This window comes from Pseudomonas sp. E315, from assembly GCF_055406205.1.
Map to the genome: position 1 here is coordinate 1 of NZ_JBUZPJ010000019.1, position 21,388 is coordinate 21,388.

At 54.5% G+C, this 21,388-nt stretch carries 15 protein-coding genes and 1 pseudogene; 3 read left to right on the plus strand and 13 right to left on the minus strand.

The features are described from left to right. Window positions 1-220: 220 nt before the first annotated feature. The 5 genes from ACZRJQ_RS20395 to ACZRJQ_RS20415 form a co-directional block, all read right to left on the minus strand. Window positions 221-2,332 (minus strand): GmrSD restriction endonuclease domain-containing protein, encoded by a 2,112-nt coding sequence (locus ACZRJQ_RS20395; protein WP_463980108.1) that lies wholly within the window; start codon window positions 2,330-2,332, stop codon window positions 221-223. A 791-nt stretch (window positions 2,333-3,123) separates the two neighbouring features. After that, complete coding sequence (locus ACZRJQ_RS20400) at window positions 3,124-4,428, minus strand: 5-methylcytosine restriction system specificity protein McrC (protein WP_463980109.1); 1,305 nt, start codon at window positions 4,426-4,428, stop codon at window positions 3,124-3,126. Window positions 4,429-4,431: 3 nt separating this feature from the next. Further along, window positions 4,432-5,571: an AAA family ATPase gene (locus ACZRJQ_RS20405; protein WP_463980110.1), complete on the minus strand. Its 1,140-nt coding sequence runs from the start codon at window positions 5,569-5,571 to the stop codon at window positions 4,432-4,434. 554 nt (window positions 5,572-6,125) lie between these two features. Continuing rightward, on the minus strand, window positions 6,126-8,354 hold the full coding sequence (locus ACZRJQ_RS20410) for an Eco57I restriction-modification methylase domain-containing protein (RefSeq protein WP_463980111.1): 2,229 nt from the start codon (window positions 8,352-8,354) through the stop codon (window positions 6,126-6,128). Continuing rightward, complete coding sequence (locus ACZRJQ_RS20415) at window positions 8,351-9,445, minus strand: DNA adenine methylase (protein WP_463980112.1); 1,095 nt, start codon at window positions 9,443-9,445, stop codon at window positions 8,351-8,353. Before ACZRJQ_RS20415 ends, ACZRJQ_RS20410 begins: the two co-directional genes overlap by 4 nt. Window positions 9,446-10,331: 886 nt before the next feature. On the opposite strand from ACZRJQ_RS20415, the gene ACZRJQ_RS20420 reads away from it, so the two are divergent. Next, window positions 10,332-10,928: a hypothetical protein gene (locus ACZRJQ_RS20420; protein ID WP_463980113.1), complete on the plus strand. Its 597-nt coding sequence runs from the start codon at window positions 10,332-10,334 to the stop codon at window positions 10,926-10,928. A gap of 623 nt (window positions 10,929-11,551) precedes the next feature. On the opposite strand, the pseudogene ACZRJQ_RS20425 reads toward ACZRJQ_RS20420, so the two are convergent. From ACZRJQ_RS20425 to ACZRJQ_RS20460, 8 genes and pseudogenes are all read right to left on the minus strand, one after another. Then, a pseudogene (locus ACZRJQ_RS20425) lies at window positions 11,552-11,746 on the minus strand (ABC transporter substrate-binding protein); the annotation flags it as partial. A 65-nt stretch (window positions 11,747-11,811) separates the two neighbouring features. Continuing rightward, window positions 11,812-12,762, minus strand: coding sequence for an ABC transporter substrate-binding protein (locus tag ACZRJQ_RS20430; protein WP_463980114.1), 951 nt, complete (start codon window positions 12,760-12,762; stop codon window positions 11,812-11,814). A 69-nt stretch (window positions 12,763-12,831) separates the two neighbouring features. Further along, window positions 12,832-13,914 carry an LLM class flavin-dependent oxidoreductase gene (locus ACZRJQ_RS20435; RefSeq protein WP_463980115.1) on the minus strand — a complete coding sequence of 361 codons (1,083 nt, stop codon included), beginning with the start codon at window positions 13,912-13,914 and terminating at the stop codon, window positions 12,832-12,834. A gap of 16 nt (window positions 13,915-13,930) precedes the next feature. Then, window positions 13,931-14,719 carry an ABC transporter ATP-binding protein gene (locus ACZRJQ_RS20440; RefSeq protein WP_463980116.1) on the minus strand — a complete coding sequence of 263 codons (789 nt, stop codon included), beginning with the start codon at window positions 14,717-14,719 and terminating at the stop codon, window positions 13,931-13,933. After that, a complete protein-coding gene (locus tag ACZRJQ_RS20445; protein WP_463980117.1) occupies window positions 14,713-15,693 on the minus strand; it encodes an ABC transporter permease in 981 nt (326 codons plus the stop codon). Before ACZRJQ_RS20445 ends, ACZRJQ_RS20440 begins: the two co-directional genes overlap by 7 nt. Next, window positions 15,674-16,741 carry an ABC transporter substrate-binding protein gene (locus ACZRJQ_RS20450; RefSeq protein WP_463980118.1) on the minus strand — a complete coding sequence of 356 codons (1,068 nt, stop codon included), beginning with the start codon at window positions 16,739-16,741 and terminating at the stop codon, window positions 15,674-15,676. Before ACZRJQ_RS20450 ends, ACZRJQ_RS20445 begins: the two co-directional genes overlap by 20 nt. Then, complete coding sequence (locus tag ACZRJQ_RS20455) at window positions 16,738-17,943, minus strand: acyl-CoA dehydrogenase family protein (protein ID WP_463980119.1); 1,206 nt, start codon at window positions 17,941-17,943, stop codon at window positions 16,738-16,740. The genes ACZRJQ_RS20450 and ACZRJQ_RS20455 overlap by 4 nt, the downstream gene beginning before the upstream one ends. A 209-nt stretch (window positions 17,944-18,152) precedes the next feature. After that, a complete protein-coding gene (locus tag ACZRJQ_RS20460; RefSeq protein WP_463980120.1) occupies window positions 18,153-19,055 on the minus strand; it encodes a LysR family transcriptional regulator in 903 nt (300 codons plus the stop codon). Window positions 19,056-19,148: 93 nt separating this feature from the next. On the opposite strand from ACZRJQ_RS20460, the gene ACZRJQ_RS20465 reads away from it, so the two are divergent. Further along, window positions 19,149-19,745 (plus strand): cysteine dioxygenase family protein, encoded by a 597-nt coding sequence (locus ACZRJQ_RS20465; protein WP_463980121.1) that lies wholly within the window; start codon window positions 19,149-19,151, stop codon window positions 19,743-19,745. 3 nt (window positions 19,746-19,748) lie between these two features. Beyond that, complete coding sequence (locus ACZRJQ_RS20470; protein ID WP_463980122.1) at window positions 19,749-21,335, plus strand: rhodanese homology domain-containing protein; 1,587 nt, start codon at window positions 19,749-19,751, stop codon at window positions 21,333-21,335. The last annotated feature ends 53 nt before the right edge of the window (window positions 21,336-21,388 follow it).

Here is a 21,388-nt window from a genome sequence, read left to right on the forward strand (position 1 = left end):
GGGAAAAATGTGTTGTGGCCGGACGCCGGCTGAGACATTTGAGGACGGAAAGAAAATCTGGCAGGCCAAGATGATCAACTGAATTTGACCTGACAGTCACGACCTCAAATCCTGTAACTGTCAGATGAAGTCTGAGCTTCTACAATTGATCCATGGTTTGTTAATCGTTACTGATAAGGATTTCTCAATAAAAAGGCGATCTCAACGGTTGCGAAGTTACTCATGCATCTGCTCCATTACCCATCTGAAGTTCAAGAGCCTGGCGCACCAACCCAATCACATATGGCAGGCCATCGAGTGAGTCCAACAGCACCGATACATCGCCATTGCCCCAGCGACCGAGCCCGGTAACGTCCTGACACAGCCCCTTAGGATCGTGAATCTGTGCAAACTCCATATTTAGCGCTAAGCGCAGGCGACCGACCTGGGGCACCACGTCGACAAAATTGGTTTCTGCCTTATACGCCACGTACAGCTTCAAAAACTCTTCATTCACGCATGGGTCCAACGCCAACACCGCAGTGCGGAAGGCTTCAAACAACTCCAGAGTCTTGCCGCCATGAAGCTGTGGGTGATCTTCAATGCTGTACCCCGTACCTTGGGACTTTTGCTGGTAGAGAGAAAGAATCTCGTCCTCTAGCAGCGGTGCAGGCCACACCTCCAGGGCATTGTTGGCTAGGCGTTCTGCCCGAGCCTTGATCTGGCATTCATTCCATTGAGGCAAGGTTCTGAGGTCAGCATTGAGCTTGAGCGGGCTGTCGCGAAAGCCGCCGGCCATGTCGCGCTTCTCGCTAAAGGTCTTGTCACTGTACTCGCTGTTGTAACCGGTTAGCGTAAGGTTACCCAAAGTGTGCAGCCAGGTTTCCTGAACCCTGGCCCAGTCTTCACCCAGCTCCTCACGCCAGGTGCTGGAGAGATTTTCATTTTGCGGCAGGATATGTTCGATGGTGTATTCATCTACTACTACCCGCTCTTTACGCCCGAAGTTCTCAAAGCGACGTAGCCAGTAACTGCGGCTGCGGAAGTAGTACAGGTCGCGGGTCTGAAAGTCTCGGCGAAACTCATCATCGGTGGGAAAACGCCGGTAAGAAGGTAGCGTGAGGAAATGCGCCTGTACGCTTTCCAGATAGCGATCCTTTTTCAGCGCCTTGGCGAAGGTCGAGAAGGTTTTGTTCATCGAGTTGGTGGGTACCGCGCAAATCGCCCGGCGGAATACGTAACCTTCGATCAGACGCACGACTTTGAGGAAGTCTTCCCGAGGCAGCAGATCATTGGCGTAGTCGTGATAGAGCTCCAGCAGAAACGGATAGGCCACATCCACTTTTAATTCACGCAAGTCGTGGAAGGCAACTTTCAGCTGCGGGTCGGTTTCCGACCCTAGGGCCATGGCACAGAAGTAGCGGGCGAAGTCGCGAATATCGCGCACCAGTGCCTCCACTCCCAAATTGGCAATTGCCGGTTTGCGGCTGTACAGCCGAAACACTTCGTAAATCTCATCTAGGCGCGGAATTTCCCCGGTCTTGACCGTCAAGTAATGACGCATAAAGCCGTCGAAGTACTGGCCGTATGCTTCCTGGCCAAACGCCAGCTCCATGGAGCGCCAGTATTCGTTGTAAAGCAGGGTTTGTTGGCTGGGCTCCAGGCCCATGAGAATGAAGTTACGAATCAGGTCGGCCTGGCTCAGCTTGCGGCCGGTGGAGTTCATGCTTTCGAAAATCAACTGCGGATTATCCCGCGTGCGGTCTAGGGCAATGTCTACCACCACCAGTTTCGCCAGGCCCTTGCACAGGGGCAGCAGGTTGTCGCCACAGGCGCGAATGAGCGATTGGAATAGGCCGAAGTTTTCCGCGATGCGCAGGGACTGCTCCTTGGGCGGATCACGTTGATCCACCAAGGCAATCAGCGACTGCTTGTCCGTTTGTGAGAGCAACAATTTGAAATGGCGATCGCCTTCTTCCTCATCGTTGATCAAGTACCAGTTGCGCAATTTGCGCGGTGCAAAGCCGTCCAGCGGTTCCCGCTCCCCCTGAGGGAAACCCTCTAGCGAGTGATGTAGGGCAGTGAGCAGCAGCGTCAGGGTGGTGAGACGCTGCTGTCCGTCAATCACCAGCAACGGTTCGACGCTCATCAGGTTCGACAAGCCTTTTTCCACGTACACGATGGAGCCGACGAAATGCGAGGTCACCCGATCGTCCTGGCCGGCGCGCAGTACGTCGTCCCAAAGCTGCTGGCATTCATCCGATGTCCAGGAATAGGTGCGTTGGTAAATAGGGATGACGAATTGCGGGGATTTCTTAAGAAAATCCAGGAATTTGGCTTCTGAAGCTTTCATTTCGACATCCTTGAAAAATTACATCCGCGTCGAGCTGTGTGCTCGGGCAAGGGGGTGAAACCGGTCAGCAGGATACAAAGTGCCAGCATTTCGCGCATCTCTATCTTTCTTTCACCTAACCAGCTCTAGAGGGATCACATTGGCAATGTGGAAGAAGTTTTTACATTGAATTTTCCTGATCGCGAGCCAGGAGTAGTGCTGATATCGGTGACCCAATCGCTAAGCACATTTCTGATATTGTGTAGTGTCACGACCATGACGTAAGGGGGCATTTTTTCCGATCTGCAGCGCCAAATTTACGTTCCGTTGACTCAATACTAAGTAACCACTCCCCCAACCTCCACATTCAACCCGGCTACCTGACCCTAGATGCTGAGCTCTCGATTCTCTTCGGCGTCAACAACTGGAACAAGTAGGTGCGCTACACCGAAGTCGGTTTTGCCAATGGGAAAAAGCATTGCCGAGCGTGCGATCAGACTTTTTATTATTGGACGCAAGAACTTGTTCAGCAACACGCCCGAAGGCTCAAAGGCCAGGAGCCCTGTTCGTGGTTGTACCGCAACCTTGAGTGACTGCCCCAGGAAATTTAGGTTGAAGAGTACGAAGTGTTGTTGTCGTATAGCTGCGCGCCGTAAATACCACCATAGCCATAAGCTCTTGTCTCGAATTAGGTTCTATGGAGCAACTTCTAAACGTTTTAGAACGCGAGGAACGGAGGCATTAGCTTTTAGTAGGTTTAGCAAGAGCTTTTTCTAATTTCTTGACAGTGCCCAGCCGCTATTTCAAACTAATCAAATAAAGGATGTAGCCACTCCAGAAGCCATGTTTGCGGCAAACATCTTGAGAGCTCCCGGCCTAGAAATTAAACGGCTTTCGATCTGAATACCCACGATTTGCACCGCCCCCACCACAACCTTTTCAAAGATTGTGCAAGTACCTACGGGCTGAGGGGCATTATCTGGCTGTGCGGGATAGGCTAGTGCCACCAAGTTGCATCTAGTTGCAGTGGAAAAGGCTAGAGCTTCGTAGATGTCAGCCTCACTGATCCGAAACTGTCCCTTCTCCACATGCCCCTTGTACTTGGCATCCAGCAGGATCCTAGGCCTTGTTCCATGAGACTCAATCACACAGTCTGGATAAACTGAAAGCTGGCTGACTGCCCCAGTATCCATCTTTGTCTTGGAACCCAAGGGATAACCATGCTGGGAAACTACAGCGTTGCGACCGAATCCCAATCGCGCGGCCAACGTTAACACGTCCTCCCATACGCGCCATGTTTTCACTAAATAACCAGGTGCATGGGCCTGCCCCTGCTTATAGTTAAGCCCCAGGCCTCCAAGAACATCTACAGACAGCTCATGCAGCGGCTTCCATGCTCGGTGACGAGCAGGAATAGGGTTTCGACGATTAGAAGCTAAGTTCTGAGGCGAAAGGTCCTCAATTAAACGTACCAGAGAACTTGCAACCGCGGGGTCACTTACTTCAGGAAGTAACACCTTGGCCGCTGCGACGATGTCCCCGTTCCAATAGTTTTTACGATCAAACCGGATGAGTTCTTGTTCAAAGCCATCAGGTGAAGGAAAGATGAGCTCTACCGGATCAGGATCCCCATCGATGAAAAAGTCTGCTTCACGCACTCTCCGATAGCTGCGTAGTGGCCGACGTTTATGGGCCTCGTACATGCTAGTGATGGAACGAGCGACTAAAGTTGACAAATCCCTTGGAGTACCACCTGAAGCTGATAATCGCTCGGAAGCCAAGAGCCGCCCATGTCGCGAAAGGGTAGAGAGGAAAAAGAAATCCTCGCGCCACGCAGCATCTCTGTCATCGAGCCCCAAAAACTTAGGCGCAACCTCTAGCTCCAGTGAAGGAGCCAAGCGGATGAGGCCTGCAAAATCGATTGCACGTGTCCCCTTGGTGCTCACGATAATGGGGTTATAGTTCAGCCTCAGACTTGACGCAGCACGATTCCCTGCCTCCAATAAAAGGCTGTTGGCTTTTGCACGATCTAGTCCAAGCGCATCAGCAATCGCACGGCTCAGGTCAACCGGCGTACCGTACTCAATGAGGGACAGCCTTGTTCGGATGAGAGCCACGCGCTACTCCCTGGGATGAGCAAATGCTCTGAGAGTTGCGTAGATATTGTCTTCGGCAAAATTCGTGGGCCCTTCAAGACGGAAGCGCAAGTCATCCGCAAAGGTAGTCTCGATGAGTTTGAATGGATTATAGACGGGTCCATCAAGCGCATTAAGAACTGCGGCAATGCCTCGAGTATCCCCGAAAAACACCTCTTCCACGTGTGCACGCACCTTTGCCCAACCTATACACAGCGTGCTCAAAGTTTCGCTTAGGCTCAGTGTTTGCGGGCTCACATCCGACATTAGTACGCCATGTCCAATCTGAAACTCAGGGCCACGCCCCAAGGTAATCTGCGCGTTGACAGAAACCCAGGCGCGAACCGAGCCCTCCAAGGCAACACTCACGTTGGTAGGCGCATCAGGCAATGCGTCGGCCCCCTCTTCACCTAGACCATAAAATGTCCGTAACACCGCTTCATCGGGCTCCAGACGCAAAGGCTCCCAACGACGCAAGAACGCCACATCCAAGGGTTCTACAGACGCATCGGCCTGATTCATAGCTGCCAGAATGTAGAGGTCATGAGGCAAAGCATACTCAATCACATCCCCAGAGACGGGATCGAGCATTTCAAAAAATTGCGTTTCGGCACGTTTGGCGCCATCAGAGGCCAAACGTTTGTCGGACTCAATGGCCACGATGGCACCACCAAACACCTGCACAGCAGGGCCCCGGTTAATCTCATCGATAATCAAGAGCGCGGCCCCGGCGGCGCCCTTCGCATGCTCACTGGCACGGTAGAGGGTGCCTTTTACGATGGTGAAATCAGGGGCACCTGCCACCTTGTTAACTGCTGGCGTTATACCCGATAAAAAATCGCGATACTTGGAGTTCTGATGAAAGACCGTTCGAAAAACTTTACGATCCATCTTAGTGGGTGCGGGGATCTCTTTAACAGCTCCGGCAGCGGGTGGGATTGGGATGCCACCCAAAGGATTGAGCCTCGGAGCGCCACCTGCGGGAGCAAGGCCGAAGGCCGTTTCAAAGGCCAATGCGACCTCTGCCAGAAGCTTCGATTTGCCTGTGCCAGGAGCGCCCGACAGCAGTACGTTGCGCGAGCGTGCCAGTAGCTTTAATGCCTTCTTGCAGCCTTCACTTGCCATTGCAAAACCTACGCGATTTTGTGAAGTCGATGTAACCAATCACAGCCCGGTTCGCAGCTCGCCGTGCATCCAAACAACTCAGTAGCTCTTGAGCCACTGAAGGATCCCAAGCTCCCTTTACTCGAAGAGTCGATTCTTCTGCGAAGTGTGGCCACACAGATTGATCGTGAAGCTGAATCAAGAGCAGCAAAACGCGGTTCCCCACGCCACCTCGTGGTATTCGATCTGTATCAAAGCATGAGAATTTCGGCACCTGAGAAATCCAGCCTTCAGTCGGCCGAGACCTCGTAGGCGACATAAATTCGGCTGTTCTTGATACAACCTGTGTTGAGCCTGGATCTCGCCAAAAGAAGGCCCCCTGATGCACTACTTTATCTCGCCGAAGTATTTTCTCTGGAAAAATCAATTCTACCGCTGGCAATACCGACTCATAGGGAAACCGAAAATCTCGGGCTCCTCCGCCAGAAGCTGAGTCATTCGACTCTGCATCGGCTTTCCTTCGATCACCCTCAACAATCTCTTTGTAGAGAATTCGGGCAACGTGCCCCGCCTCACTAGCCATGACTTTTCGTTCCTTGTTCGATTTCCTCGCCTCCTAGGGCGAGCTCTGAGGGCACATAAGCCATAGCCCCCAATGCACGTGCCTCTATCACGCGCTGCGACCAAACTGCAGACTGGCTTCCTGTGCGCTTTGCCATTGCAGCCAAAACGCTATCTACGGTAATTGTGGACTTAGCCTCGCCAGGCAATCTTACCTGTCCACGATCAAGAAGCGGGAAGTCTTGGAGCACTAGTTCCATGTCCTCTAGACATAGCGCATATGCCACAGCCACCTCCGCATCAATCTCCCCACGAAGATGCGCCATGCGCTCGTAGGTTTCACGGCTAGCACCGGCAGTATCCAGTTTACGTAGTTCGCGTGCAGCACTCACCAGCCTCTTCCAAGGCAAGCCGTCTTTGGCAAGTTTTGGCATGGGCACGCTTTGCAGCAGAAAATAGTTCACGGTAGTAGTAAGCACGCGCCGAAGCATCCAATCAAAGGCAAAACTGTTGGCGATGGATACCCATACAAGCAACCGTTCTTCCGAAGGGTCCTCAGGGAACAGGATCGTAGGCACCTTGTTGCCACAGATCACCCCGGCAGGAATTAATGAGGCCATTAGCGAGCGCTCATTGGTCTGACCCGCGATGTCGCAAAAGCCAACCCGCACCACGTCCATACGGTGCTGATTCGCACGAGGCATATCGGAGGGGCGAATCCAAAACTGGGGAGAGAGGAGTGAGCCTCCAATGGAATAGGCCTCCCACAACGCACTGCGACCGCTGCCAGACACGTGCCCCTTAACGCCAAAACGATGCGCTTGCACCATGCGGCCCTCCACAAGTGGAAGAGCACCAAGTGTTGGACGAGCCAGGAACTTTTGGCGTTCCTTGGTCATATCAACTTCACGGCAAAACTTTGGGGTCCAGCCATAGCCAGGCTCCTCCCACGAGATACCTGCTTCTCCAATCTTCGAGAAGAGCCTCCATTCGGACACGCTACGAACCTCAGGCAGGCTCAAATCGTCTCGAACCCTCGCCAGTGCTGTTCGGCCAATGGCAGCGGTTCCCGTGATTTCCAAGCCCGTAGGGGTGCCTCGTTCGTGCAAGAGGGTGATGGGTTCACGCTTACTTTTTTCAGAGCCCGCCTTCGTGAGAGCCACGGCCAAAAATTTAAAGCGCGTATCGATGGCAAAGAACCGTGCACGATTATCGATGATAGACAACGACACACTTTGGCTCGCATCAAAAATCTTCTGGCGCATGGTTTGAGTACCTTGCGAGCGAATAAGCCCGCCAGGGATCAATGCAACCACCACACCCTGACCTTTGCAGAGCTGAAAGAAGAGGTCAGTGAAAGCAATGTAAAGATCGGGCTCCCCATTACCTAAGTTAGGGTAGCGGACCAACAGGCGTCTAGAGTAGATCGCTATCTCATCACGCTGCTGGGCAAACCTCTTTTCATCGAACCCATCAATTTGGGCCCCATAGTGGCGCTTGGTGCCAGAGGACTTCAAGAACTCATGCCGTGATAGTTTGACCTTTTCCCAAGGTGGGTTGCCAATCACCGCATCAAACCCCTCAGGAGCCATATCGGTCCAGACCTTGCGCTCAGCCATCAAGCTGTCGCCGCAGAACCAACGTGCACGCATAGCTTTAAGAGCCGATACGTCATCAGTGAACGACGCAAGCGCGAGCAATGCCGCACGCAAAGAGTTCTCCGAAAGATCCGCGGCACAAACACCGTGAGCCAGCCAATATGCCGTCTTGGCTCGGTCCAACCCACACACTGCATGGGTCAGTGCTGCCAGCAAAATTCCAGCACCACTCGCAGGGTCAATCACTTTGCTCTTGTGTGTGAGCTTGGGAGCAGCAAGCTTAGCCAAGCGAGTAGCCAGGCGAAAGTCTGTGTGATATGCGCCCGTGTTCTTTCGATCTTGTTCGTGCAAGACTTCACGTGCCAAGGCACTCAGTGCCATAGCAGGATGAATCGGCGAGCGCTCAATCGCATTTGCCACTGGTGTCGCAATCTCTAAGAGCTCTGCTGCTGAGTGCTTACTCTTAACCCCAAAAGCCTCGTGAAACTCCGCTAGGTCAAACCCCCCAAAACGCGCTGAAGCAGCCTCCAAAATTTGCAGCCGAAGCTCAAAGCTGTCAGGACCACAACCTCTGCCAACAGTCGCTGTGAGAGCTGCTTCTACTGGGGCTAGATACTCTGCTTCAACGGGACGAGGTGCACTCATGCAAAGCTCTCCAAGAGTATGGGTTTGGTGACCGTAACAACCTTAGGTTGAGCTTCGGAAAGCTTGGCCGTAGTACGTTCAACGGCAACCAAAAATTCGTTCACGTCAGACGCAGTGCTGCTAGCCACCTTATTAGGGCGGTATCGACCAATGGCACCAAGAGGATGCATAGTGAACACGCCGATCTTCGAAAGCTCAGCCTTAATGTCAAGCATGCCAATGTGACCTTCACTGCTGTATGAGAGCAACACCTTTTGAGCGCGCAAGCCATGCACGAGGCGCGAGAGCGTTTGAAGTGCACGGGTCTTGTAGCAAAAATCCGAAGCTAGGCTCTTCCAAGGTCGAAGCCCCGCAACACCCTCGACCTCAGGCTCATCACCCAGGGCCACTGTTTCAAGGATGTGGTAATAGCTCGCGTACTGACGCTTTGTGTAAGGGGGGTCTAAATATACTAGGTCATGCGCAGCATTCGGCACGTCGAACACATCGCCCACCGTAGCCTCAACAAGCACGCTACTATCTTTAAGGTCACGGCAGCGCATAGCAATTTTGTCTTGCGATTGGCTGGTCCACTTGGAGAGGAAGCAGCCAAAGGTACCAGCGATGTTAGCCACTCGATTTAAAGCGCCAAAGAGATCTGCTATGAGCAGGCGCTCTTCTACCTCATTGATGGTCCCAGCCTCCACCCAATCAGCGATCAGCGCGCGCATGGCGTCGATTCGTGCTGCGTTTTCTTGGGTAAAGTAGCGCCGCTCAAGCCCGCACGTTTCGACCGATGCAGGGCTGTACTCGCGCCACATAAAACCATGCTTAGCGTTGGTCGCATTGAGCTTGGCAATGGCCTTGGTGTAGCCACCCAGCTTCTTAAAAGTTGCTTGATCGCCACTGATCAATCGTGCTCCCGCGGAAATCACCGCGGAACGCAAACTGTCATTGATACGCACGTTCCATCCTAAGCCAGCAGCAGCCTCAGCCACCACACCAGTGCCACAGAAGCCGTCCACAAAGAATGCGCCCGGTTTAGGGGGGCCCATGTGTGCTTTGATCTGACCGATGAGCCTGGACTTGGAGCCGATGTATCGGAAAGTCATACTCCGGCTCCCGCATTCGCTCTACTTTCTGAACGCCTACGCTTTGGAACTGGAGAATTAACTTTATGGCCAGTAAGGGTGATGCCTTGGCGGCCGCAGTAGTCACCAAGTAGCACTTCTAGCATGTTAACCATGCTGCGCTGTTCGCGAGCTGCGGCCTCCTTTAATGCTTTTTTGAAGGCCGGGGAAACTCGAAGGTTCAAGGTCTCGCTTTTGGTGTCAGTAAATCGCATACGGCCGCCTCGCAACTGTCTGTGCAATTGCGTTATTGTACATGCATCCAGCAGTCTGTCACCCCCTTAATAGAAATCAAATAGTTATACCGGATCGCGTCCCGGGGAGTGGCGTAACGGATCAAGCCGAAGGCGTCCTACGATGAAAGGAGGATGGCCATCGTGGCGCTTTGCGGAGATCTACCACTCACCAGAAAGAAGATTTCGGCCAAGCTCACTCTCATATTTACCGAAGTGACTGAGAAAGGAGAGAGGAGCTGATCTCTTCAATCAAATGATGCGGTTGTCGCGGACCGGCCAATGAGATTAATGACCAAGGTAATACCCTCCCTGATCGACTGCCGGAGGGCATTGATCCTACCGCCGTTGATTAACACAAAGTACGTAAACCTGGCGCATCTTCTCGCCGACGTAAGAATCGCTGTCGCTGCGCACATCCATGACGGGCTGCTCTAAATCCCGCGACTCGACCAGAGCAGGTCAAAAATCACGAAAGAAACAGTGCCCGCAGTGATGGCAAAACGCCCCGCAAACGGATATAAATAGAGTAGCCAGATCGAGAAAAATACCCTCACGCGTTAGAAGCTAACGCTACGTGTTTTTGAAGTTAGGGACCGGGTCGGTCGAAAAAGACGAAAAAGGAGTTCAGTTTTATGGCTAACGCAGCAGGACAGGTTGCTCGTATTCTGTACAAAGAGATAGTTCCTGGCGATCTTCGCAAAATCAACGCGGAATCCAACGATGCGGATACAGGAGGCGGGGCCCGCGATTTTCGCTTCGGCGCATATCCAAACATTTCCGCCATCGTACAGCAGATGTTTCCGAACCAAACCCAGGAGAACAGGCGCCGAAACAGTGTCGTTGTACCCACCACGATCTACTCAGGAATTTTTCACTGGGTGGACCAGCTTGGCAGGACATTCAGCGCTACCTCTTACTTTGAACCACCTACAGATGCCCGACCGTCAGAGGGACGAATTACTAGAGTCCATGAGCAACCATGCCTGGCGGTTAATCTAATTTCCGCGTCGACTCCAACAAATCGCACCTTCCTACTTTTGATCCAACTTGTCGACGGCACAGTATGGCCTCGCTACGTTGAAGAGCAAACTCTCCGCACCGCGGGATTATTGCCTCCCCAAGTAGCCCAACAGATGCTCCAATGCATAGACGCCCCGCGTCGAGCGGATCAAGTAATCATCGGCTTCTTTGACTTCGTAAACGGCGGTAACTATTGTAATAGCCGCTAGTTTTACATTGATTTCCTCAGCGCCCTAAAGCTCATTCTTGTCCAAGCGGGTCGCATGCGAAGTGGGCTGCTGGGGCTTCCGAGACGGGCTCGAGGCAAAGTACGATTGTTGTAGATAACGCCGTGAGGGGCCCAATGTGAGCATCTCGACATAGTTTTTTGCAAGCTTGCGGTAGTAGGTTTCCAGGCGGCTGTCCGCCAATCGGCTGACAGCCGTTAAATAACGCTCCGCTACCAGTATTCAGGTTTTTCGAAGCCGCACGGCAAACCAGGTTTCAGTTTGCGCTTCAAGCCTAGGTATTTCGTACTAATGTATTGGCTGGAGTAAACAGTATTCCATTAGGTATTCCAACAAAGAAACTGAGTCTTAGCTTTTTGCGGAAAGACAACACGTTACAGCTCGAATTCAAATTACCCCGGCCCTAAAGACGTCCACGGACGTCTTTTTTTGTGCCTTAAATCCAGTGAATACAGGGCATTAGCGGCTATAGCGATCTCTAGAGCTTTTTGGAGTTCTTGGGTTGCAAACTTAAATGGCTGGGCCATCGTGCAACACCCGGCATGAAATCAGGCTTAGTCAGAGCGCTCAATCTGGTTGAAAACCAAGCTGAGACCATGTGCCGTTTAGGGCGTGAAGATGTGTACATCGCGGGCGTTGACCGTTTTAGGCAGTAAGCCTTCGCGGTAGAACGCGTCGGCAATTTTCTGTTGTTCACCAAGTGCCTCCAGTTTCACGGGGCGTATGGCGTAACTGCGGCGCTGGTTGGCTTGTAATACGGTTGCGACTTCCAGGTTTCCCCACAGCCGACCAGTAAACCGATAAGACGTTTAGGTGAAAACGACATCACTAACTCCGTTAAAAATTAAGTGCGTTCTGTCGAAAGCTATTGAGCGGCGTTTAAGGCGGGGATGCTAAACCCGCTGGCAAAGGTGCTTTGCACATTTAATGGCGCGGCGATCAACTGATGGGCGTGGTAGAAATCGGCGGTGGCTTGTTGCTGCTCGATGGTGGCCGGATCAATGGCCTGCCAGGCTAATTGGCGCCGGGCAAAGGACAATTTGGCCGCCTCCTGAGGGAAGCCGATGATCTTCGCCAACGTTGCTGAGTAAGCATCAACATTGTGATTAGCCCAGACTTGCGCCTGACTTAAACGATTTAAATAGTCCTGCAAGGCCCGGCGTTTTTGCGGATCGTTTAGGGCCGCATCGGTGGCGGCTAAAAAGCTGTTGCCTGACCACAAGCCGCGCCCATTAATCAGCACTTTATCTCCGGCGATTTCAGCGAGCGCGGTGTAGGGTTCCCACGTTGCCCAAACGTCCACCGAGCCATTCGCCAGCGCCACTTTGGCGTCCACCGGGCCAAGAAAGCGAAAGCTCACATCCTTTTCAGTCAGCCCAGCGTGTGCCAAGGCTTTCAATGCCACGAAATGGCCGATTGAGCCCCGTCCCGTGGCGATTTGTTTCCCTTTGAGGTCTTGGGCTGTTTTAAGCGAGGAGCCTTCGTTGACGATTAAAGCGGTGCCGAAAGGATCAGATTTATCCACAGCAATGGCTTTTACCTGCGCACCCGCAGCCAGTGCAAACAACAAAGGAGCATCACCAATAATGCCGGCATCCACAGCACCTGCATTTAATGCTTCGGCCAAGGGTGCCGCCGCAGGAAACTCCGACCACTGAATCTCGTACGGCAAATCTTTAAGGGCATCGGCGGCTTCAAGCTGCGCACGCATGTTGCCTTTTTGATCAGCAATTTTGAGTTGCACAGGCGGGGCGCTTAACGCCCAACCGCTATAGCCGATGATCAACGACAGGCTCAGTTTTACGAGTAGTTTCATGGTGATTCCTTGAATCAGAGTGCACCGCGGATGCGCACAGACGCCATACAGACGAATGTGCGCCAGTGCTTAACCCGCTTTGGATTGGCGGATGGCTTGGGTTTTCGCGCGGATCAATGGGATGAGCTCTTCGCCATAGGCGCCAGCATCGTTGAGCGGATCAAAACCGCGCATCAGGATGTGCTCCACGCCCAAGCGGTAATACTCGGCGATGGCCTCCGCGACTTGTTCGGGCGTACCCACCAAGGCAGTGGAGTTCTGCCCACCGCCCACCAACTTGGCGATGCCAGTCCACAAGCAACTGTCCACCCGCTCGCCGAGTTTGGTGGTTTCCATCAAACGTTTGGCCCCTTCACTCTGCGGCTTAATGGCAAGAGCAGGCCCTGTTGCACTCTGCCGCTCGCGGGCTTGCTCAAGGATTTCATCAGCCTTGGCCCAAGCCGCTTGCTCGGTGTCGGCAATGATCGGGCGGAACGATAGGCTGTAACTCTGTTGACGCTTGCGCTGCGCGGCCAACGCTTTGACACGACTGAGGATTTCGCGGGTTTGTGCCAAGGACTCGCCCCACAGCATGTACACGTCAGCATGCTTGGCCGCTACGTTCAGTGCCGCCGGTGAGGCGCCGCCAAAGTACACAGGGATGTGTGGGCGCTGCGCGCATTTGATCTGCGAGAAAGCTTGCTCAGCCTGATAAAAGTGCCCGTCATGGTTGAACGGCTGCTCTGCGGTCCACACGTGCTTGAGTACATCCAAATACTCATCGGTGCGTGCGTAGCGCTGGTCATGCTCGCTAAAGTCACCGTCCTTACGTTGCTCGCCGTCGTTACCGCCGCTGACCACATTGATGGCCAAGCGACCATCCAACAAATGGTCCAGTGTGGCCAGCTTGCGTGCCGCCAAGGTTGGCGCAATAAAACCGGGACGATGGGCCAGCAGCAGGCCGAGCTTTTTGGTTGCCAGACCCGCCAACGCAGTCACCAGAAAGCCGTCTGGCTGATCTGACCAATAGCCCACCAGCACACGGTCAAAACCGGCCTGTTCGTGGGTTTGGGCGAAACGGGTGATGTAGTCCTTATCCAGCACTGGACCGACAGGCGCGATAGTTTCCGAGCTGAGGCGGTGACCGATCATGCCGAGTATTTCGATGCTCATGGGGTTGTCCTTGTGTTTACCAGTTTTTACCGAGGCCCAGCAGTTGCATGGCTTCTTGGCGCAAGCGCACCAGCTCGGGCTCATCGCGGTGACGTGGGTAGTCCAGATCAAGTTTGAGCTGCGCAATGATGCGCGCTGGTCGCGGGCTGAAGACCAGTACGCGATCACACAGCAGCAGCGCTTCTTCTACATCGTGAGTCACCAGCAACGAGCTGTAACGACGGGCCTGCCACAGGCGGATCAGCTCGCTTTGCATGGTGATGCGCGTCAGTGAATCAAGCTTGCCCAAAGGCTCATCAAGCAACAGCAACCGGGGTTCGTTAACCAAGGCACGAGCGAGCGCAGCACGTTGTGCCATGCCACCCGATAACTGATGGGGGTAAGCGTTACGGAATTCCTGCAAACCCACAGTGGCGATGGCTTCATCGACGCGGGCATGTTCCTGGCCAAGCAAGCCGCGGGCTTGCAGGCCCAGCGCTACGTTTTGCCACACGGTGCGCCACGGGTAGAGGGTCGGGTCTTGAAACATCAGCACCCGCTCAGGGTTCGGCGCGCCAATGGCTTGGCCGTCTGCCAGCAGTTGGCCTTGCAGTGGCGTTTCCAACCCGGCAATTAAACGCAACAAGGTGGATTTGCCGCAGCCGGACGGGCCCAGTAATGCCACGCTTTCACCGGCCTTAAGCTGCAAGTCCACCTGATTCAAAACTGGGAGGCTGGTTTTGCCCAGATCGAAGGCATGACTGACGCCGCGAATGTCCAGCGTCAGCCCGTGGGCCAACTCACGAACAGGATGTGGGCTTACCATTGCACGGCTCCCTTTTGCCAAGACAAGACACGCGAACGCACGAAAAACAGCAGGCTGATCAGCCCCGAACAAAGCAGCGCCATGACAATCAGCGCGGCGTACATGTTGCTGTAGGCAGCCCAGCCTTGAGCCCATTGCAGATACCAACCAAGGCCAGCTTTAACACCCATCATCTCCGCCACCACCAGCACCGAAAAGGACGCGCCCAACCCCATAAACAAACCGACAAATACATGCGGCAGTGCTGCCGGGATGGCGACCCGAAAGATCAGAAACCTTTCACTGGCCCCCAACGTGCGGGCTACGTCGTAATAGGCTTTATCGACACTGACGACACCAGACCAAGTAAGAATCGTGACCGGAAACCAACTGGCCAATGCAATCAAAAACACGCTGGCGCTAAAGCTCGATGGGAAGATAAAAAAGCACACCGGCAGCAACGCCGTAGATGGCACCGGCCCGAGCAAACGCAGCACCGGATGCACCCAGTAACCAATGCGCTGCGACCAACCAATGGCTACACCACTGACAAACCCGGCGCTGGCGCCAAGCACGACGCCCAAGCTGAGCAACCACAGTGAGTGCCAGAGACTTTCCCATAGGCGCGGCCAGTCTTCGGCATACACCTCGATCAACGCTTGCGGCGGGGCAAAAAATGGCACGGGTAACAGTGCAAACTTAGCGGTGAGCAGTTGCCAAATGGCCAACAACACCGGTAACGCGATCAGCCAAGGGCCGCTGCGTTGCGCCTGTTTACCAAGGCCACTCAAGGCCCATACCGCGAGTAGTAAAGCTACCAACCAACTGGCATTGCTTAATGCCTGACTGTAGGGCCATGCGCGTATGGCATTGGGGAGTTGACTGACCAGCAGGGCTTCGCCCGCCCAAGCCGCGGCGGCAATCAGCCCTACTCGCCAAGGCCTAAAGCCAAGCCTTGGCAGCGGACGACTTAACTCAGCTGAATACGTCGGCATGGATACTCTCCGCAAACTGGAAAGGCTCAGTACTGGCACGCAGCACCTCGATGTTTTTCAAGTCGCGGGCGTACACCGCCATTTCGACTTCGAAGGCCTTGCCAACTGAGTAATGGTTGTGGGAATGCTCGCCGAGGATGCCGCGTATTTCCTCAACGCTGGTGTTCAAGGCATATTTCTGGAACAGCTCAGCAACCACTTGTGGGTTGTTGGCGGCCCAAGCGTGGGCTTGCAGGATGGCGTGGGTAATGGCTGCGGCGACGGGTTTCTCATCACGAGCCAACTTGCCGCTGACACCGACCACGCAGCAGCTCAAGTTGGCGTATTCATCGACCATGTTGGTGGCGATTTCGCGCTTACCGGGTTGATCACGCAGCCGGTACATCATGGGGTCTGAGCCGCTGGCGGCCTGAATCTCACCTTTTTCAAGGGCCGTGCCCAGCAAGTCGGCCGGGTACAGGCGCCAGTCCACATCACGGTTAGGGTCAACACCGTTGCGTTTGAGCATCAGCGAGAAGAAGTTTTTATCCGGGCTGGCCATGTCGGTCACACCGATGGTTTTGCCTTTTAACGCGGCAAAATTCTGTGGGCCATCGGTGTTTCCAATCAAGCGCAAGCAGCCACCGTGAGTACCGGCAGTCAGCTTGACATCAAAGCCCTGCTCCAATGATTTCAGCCAACGCAGCGCCATGCCGGTGGCGGCATCGGCTTTACCGGTCGCCAAAGACTCGAGCAACACTTCGGTGGAGTTACCGAAGTTAACGAACTCCACCTCCAGATTGTGCTGCTTGAAAAAGCCTTGGCTGTCGGCCACGGCAACAGGCGCCAGGCAGATGGCGTTAAGGTTGGTGGCCAACCGAATTTTGCGGGGTTCAGGCAACGCCCACGCATTGCTGTTCAGGTCGAACGCGCTCGCAGGGGCGGCTTCTGGCGCGTGATGTTCATGGCCTTCCTGAGCTGAAGAAAAGCGTGAAAAACCGGCACCTGCGGCCAGCGTGGCCCCCATTTGCAGCATGCGGCGACGAGATAACTGAGCGTTGAATGTCATGCTGGCAGATCCTTATTGAGCACAGAGAGGAGCAATGCGGTTTGACCTGAACTCAGCAAAACGGCATCGTTTTGTGGGGTGTGTACCCGACCGCACAGCACGTTGCGGTAGTGCCGTTCAAGCGGGTTGGATTTGGCCAAGCCCGGATTGCCGCTGCCTTCCAAAGCCAAGGACACCGCGCGAATGGCATTGTCAGTGGTCAGGTATTTGAGCTGCGAAAACTCGTGCTCTGCCAACTGTCCGCTGACAGCGCTGTTTAACAGGCTGCGGTTGCTTAACAGCAGGCTGTCGATTTGCCCCACCAGTTGTGCAAAACGCGGCAAAGTGGCCAAGGAGGCCCCCAAACCGCTGGGTTGGCGCTCGTGCAGCCACTGCACCAGCCAATCACGTGCGGCTTGAGCGATGCCGTTGTACAGCGCACCTAACAGGCTGTTCATCCACAACAGGCCGTTGCTGTCCAGATCGCTGCGACTGTCAGGATCGCTGGCTGGGCGTAGTCGGCTCACGCGTTCAAGGGGGATCAGCACTTGATCAAACTCAATGAGATGGCTGGCAGTGGCGCGCATGCCGAGCTGATCCCAGTCTTCAATAATGCGGATGCCGGGCGTGTCTTTATGCACCAGCCAACTGCCTAACAGCGGCGATGGATCATCAGTTCGGGCAAATACGCTAAACCAGGTGAGGCCGTGACTACCGGTGCAGTACTGCTTACTGCCCGTGAGTAACCAGCCTTGTTCGGTGCGGGTCGCGATGCTGTTGGGCAAGCCGCCACGCGATGGCGACCCGAGCTGCGGCTCTACGCGCAGAGCATTGATCAGCGCGCCCTCTAAGACCGCGCTGCTCAGCACCTGCTGTTTGACCGCCGCAGGCCAATGCGCGCGGGTATTCAAACTGTGCAGTTGCAGATACTGCATGGCTAACGTCAGCGCCGTTGAGGGATCTGCTTGAGCCACTTGGCCCACGACCTGCACCGCTTCGGCCAGCCCAAAACCGAGCCCGCCTTGATCGCGGGGAACAGTCAGGGCAAGTAACTGCTCGGCATGCAGTTGGGCGAAATTCTCAAAGGTGAATTCACCGCTTTTATCGTGAGCGGCTGCACGCTGGGCGAACTGTTGCGTCAGGCGTTCCAAGCGTTGCAGGCGCTCAGCAAAAGTAGCCGCAGCCAGCACGCTAGGTGGAGGGGGAAGTACACGGACATTCATCGGAGCACACCTGGTTCAGAGGCAGGCTGAAATCGTCCGGTAGTCCGGTGGAGTCGTGGCCGTTGCAGGGGTTAAGGCTTCGTCATGCGTCGCCTGATTAAGTAACCCCATACTGAACGCATAAAAGCGAGAAATGAAAGGCCTAAAAGTTATAAGTTAATATTCTAAAAATTGAGTTTTTTATCTTTTCTTTATGCGTATCTAGCAAGTTAAGTCGATGACTCTGGCTGTATATCGCCCAACACCCGGAGTTGGCCCTGCAGGTAAGACAGCGCTTGCTGCAAGTTGCCCGAGTGCTCAGGTTGCACCAGCCACAGCCCGGCCGTAGGCGCGTAGTCAGTCAAGGTGAGCACTCGCAACTGGTGTCGCAGCTGGCTTTGAGCAAGCAGCGGCGCAGGCACCAACCCCAAACCCAAACCTTTTGCCACCAGCCCCAACTGCAATTGGCTGCCGAAGGTTTCCAGATTAAGCGCCAAGCTTAAGCCTTGAGCGGCCAAGCATTGCTGCAAGTTATGGCGCAAACCGCAGCCATCCGGGTTAAGGATCCAACCCTGTGCGTTGCACGCCGCCAGCGAATTCAGCGCTGGCTGATCCTTGCTGCACACCACCAACAAAGGCACGTCAGTCGCTTTGTGGGCCAACAAGTGGGCGGGAAACACTTTGTCGCTGGCAAACAGCCCCGCCACCGCATCCAGGTCATGCTCTTGCAAACGCTCCAGCAGATTATTGCCCCAGCCGTTACTGACTTGAGTATTGAGCTCCGGAAAGCGTTGCTTGAGGGCATTCACCAGCTCTATCAACAGCCAGTCACTGAGGGTTTGCGGCACCCCAAGACGAAACCTGCCATTGGGGTCGCCATCCTCATGCACCAGCGCCTGCAGAGCCCGCAAAGCTTGCTGGATTTCACAGCATTGCTGATAAACCCGCAGGCCCATCGCGGTGGGTTTCAACGGTTTGGTTTGGCGATCAAGCAATTGCGCCCCCAAATTGTGCTCAAAATTTTGCACGCGCCGGGTAATGGCCGATTGCGTCAGCCCCAGCTGTTCTGCCGCTACCGAGAGCGATTTACAGCGCACCACAGACACAAAAGCGTCGAGATCATCGTTTTTCATGAGAGATAAGAATATTAGCTTATGAATAAAATGAATTTAATGGATGTTAAAGCCTTGTGTAAGGTGTCACCACCTTAGATGCAGGATTGTCCGATGAGTGAGCCGATTGCCAACCTAGCGCGTTTGCGGGGTTTTATCGAAGATTTCAGCCGGCTGATGGAAAAAAACCTCAGCGAACCGGCCGTGGTCGAGCTGGGCAGTGCGTTACTCAAAAGCCTGGTCAGCCATGACGATTGGCTGCCCAGTGAATTTGCACAACCCGACCCCGATCGCTACCAACAGTTTCTACTTCATGCCGACCCCTTGGGGCGCTTTAGCGTAGTGAGTTTTGTGTGGGGCCCCGGCCAGCGCACACCGATTCATGATCACCGAGTATGGGGGTTGATTGGCATGCTGCGCGGCAGCGAGCAGTCGCAAGGCTTCAGTGCCTCGGCGCAAGGTTTTGTGGCAGATGGCGTACCGATCACGCTCAACCCAGGCGATGTCGAGGTGGTCTCGCCACGGGTGGGGGATATTCATCAAGTCAGCAATACATTTGCGGACCGCATTTCCATCAGCATCCACGTTTACGGCGCCAATATCGGCGCTGTGCGGCGTGCGACCTACACCCTTGATGGCAGCGAGAAGTCGTTTATTTCCGGTTATTCCAATCGTTTTTTGCCCAATGTCTGGGATTTGTCCAAGGAGTGAGTCATGAGTGAATTTGCCCACCGCACTGGTGCCCAGATCCGTGAGGCTTTACGTGAGCAACAAGAAGTCGCTTTGCTTGATGTACGTGAGGAGGCGCCGTTTGCCACTGGCCACCCCTTGTTCGCAGCGAACATTGCTTTATCGCGCTTGGAAATTGAAGTGCTGCCACGCATCCCTCGGCTCGATACGCAAGTGACTGTTTATGACAACGGTGAAGGCTTGGCCGAGCGAGCCGTGCAGGTTTTGAAAACCTTGGGTTACAGCAATGTGGCATTGCTCGAAGGCGGCTTAAAAGGCTGGATTGATGGCGGTGGTGAGCTGTTCATCGACGTTAACGTGCCCAGCAAAGCCTTCGGCGAATTGGTTGAAGCGCAGCGTCATACGCCGTCATTGGCCGCTGAAGAAGTGAATGAACTGTTGAAGCAGCGGGACGACGTGCTGGTTCTGGATGCCCGGCGGTTTGATGAGTACCAGACCATGAATATTCCCGGCAGCCAAAGCGTGCCGGGAGGCGAACTCGTATTGCGAGTGGCAGCGCTCGGCTTGAGTCCTGACACGCCGATTATCGTCAACTGCGCGGGCCGTACTCGCAGCCTTATCGGTACTCAATCCTTGGTCAATGCCGGTATTCCCAACCCTGTGCATGCGCTGCGCAACGGCACCATTGGCTGGACGCTGGCAGGTTTGAGCCTTGAACATGGCCAGCAACGTAGCCTGAGCCCGGCAGGTAATGCCGCACAACGCCAGGCCATCGGGGAACGCGCTCGCGCTTTGGCAGATAAAGCCGGCGTTGGCCGCATTGATCAAGCCACATTGTCTGCCTGGCAAGCGGATCAAACCCGTACCACTTACTTGTTTGATGTGCGCAGCCCTGAAGAGTATGTCCACGGCCATGTACACGGTTCACGCTCCACGCCGGGCGGGCAATTGGTGCAAGAAACCGATCACTTCGCCAGCGTGCGCGGTGCGCGGATTGTTCTGATTGATGATGACGGTGTGCGCGCCAACATGGCCGGTTCCTGGCTTGCCCAGATGGGCTGGTCGGTTCAGGTTCTGGAGGGCATTGATACGTCCGCTTTTAACGTCACCGGCGCATGGTCACCTGACGTACCGCCCGCCCCTCAAGCCGAATACATTGCCCCTGAAACCCTGAACCAATGGCTGGTTGAAGGCGATACCCAAGTGCTGGATTTCACCACCAGCGCCAATTACGTCAAAGGTCATATTCCGGGCGCGTGGTGGGCCGTGCGCGCCCAACTGGCGCACGCACTTGAGCAGGTTCCAGCCGCGCAACGCTATGTGGTTACCTGTGGCAGCAGCTTGCTAGCGCGCTATGCAGTCAACGAACTGGAGAAACTGACCGGTAAACCCGTGTTTGTATTGAACAAGGGTAATCAGGCGTGGAAATCCAGTGGTTTGCCCTTAGAAGAAGGTGAAACTCGCTTGGCTGTGGCGCGTACAGACCGATACCGCCGACCTTATGAGGGCACCGATAACCCTCATGCGGCGATGCAGGCTTATCTGGACTGGGAATTTGGCTTGGTTGAGCAACTGGGCCGTGATGCCACTCATGGTTTTCACGTCATTTAAATCATACTGCCCACGTCAATTAAAACGCCCCAAGTGACGAGCTTGGGGCTACA

Excerpts from the sequence above, each read along its gene's own strand:
- ACZRJQ_RS20395 (WP_463980108.1), bottom strand. The coding sequence starts at position 2,332 with ATGAAAGCTTCAGAAGCCAAATTCCTGGATTTTCTTAAGAAATCCCCG.
- ACZRJQ_RS20435 (WP_463980115.1), bottom strand. The coding sequence starts at position 13,914 with ATGAGCATCGAAATACTCGGCATGATCGGTCACCGCCTCAGCTCGGAA.
- ACZRJQ_RS20440 (WP_463980116.1), bottom strand. The coding sequence starts at position 14,719 with ATGGTAAGCCCACATCCTGTTCGTGAGTTGGCCCACGGGCTGACGCTG.
- ACZRJQ_RS20460 (WP_463980120.1), bottom strand. The coding sequence starts at position 19,055 with ATGAAAAACGATGATCTCGACGCTTTTGTGTCTGTGGTGCGCTGTAAA.
- ACZRJQ_RS20445 (WP_463980117.1), bottom strand. The coding sequence starts at position 15,693 with ATGCCGACGTATTCAGCTGAGTTAAGTCGTCCGCTGCCAAGGCTTGGC.
- ACZRJQ_RS20455 (WP_463980119.1), bottom strand. The coding sequence starts at position 17,943 with ATGAATGTCCGTGTACTTCCCCCTCCACCTAGCGTGCTGGCTGCGGCT.
- ACZRJQ_RS20405 (WP_463980110.1), bottom strand. The coding sequence starts at position 5,571 with ATGGCAAGTGAAGGCTGCAAGAAGGCATTAAAGCTACTGGCACGCTCG.
- ACZRJQ_RS20420 (WP_463980113.1), top strand. The coding sequence starts at position 10,332 with ATGGCTAACGCAGCAGGACAGGTTGCTCGTATTCTGTACAAAGAGATA.
- ACZRJQ_RS20415 (WP_463980112.1), bottom strand. The coding sequence starts at position 9,445 with ATGACTTTCCGATACATCGGCTCCAAGTCCAGGCTCATCGGTCAGATC.
- ACZRJQ_RS20410 (WP_463980111.1), bottom strand. The coding sequence starts at position 8,354 with ATGAGTGCACCTCGTCCCGTTGAAGCAGAGTATCTAGCCCCAGTAGAA.
- ACZRJQ_RS20430 (WP_463980114.1), bottom strand. The coding sequence starts at position 12,762 with ATGAAACTACTCGTAAAACTGAGCCTGTCGTTGATCATCGGCTATAGC.
- ACZRJQ_RS20450 (WP_463980118.1), bottom strand. The coding sequence starts at position 16,741 with ATGACATTCAACGCTCAGTTATCTCGTCGCCGCATGCTGCAAATGGGG.
- ACZRJQ_RS20470 (WP_463980122.1), top strand. The coding sequence starts at position 19,749 with ATGAGTGAATTTGCCCACCGCACTGGTGCCCAGATCCGTGAGGCTTTA.
- ACZRJQ_RS20465 (WP_463980121.1), top strand. The coding sequence starts at position 19,149 with ATGAGTGAGCCGATTGCCAACCTAGCGCGTTTGCGGGGTTTTATCGAA.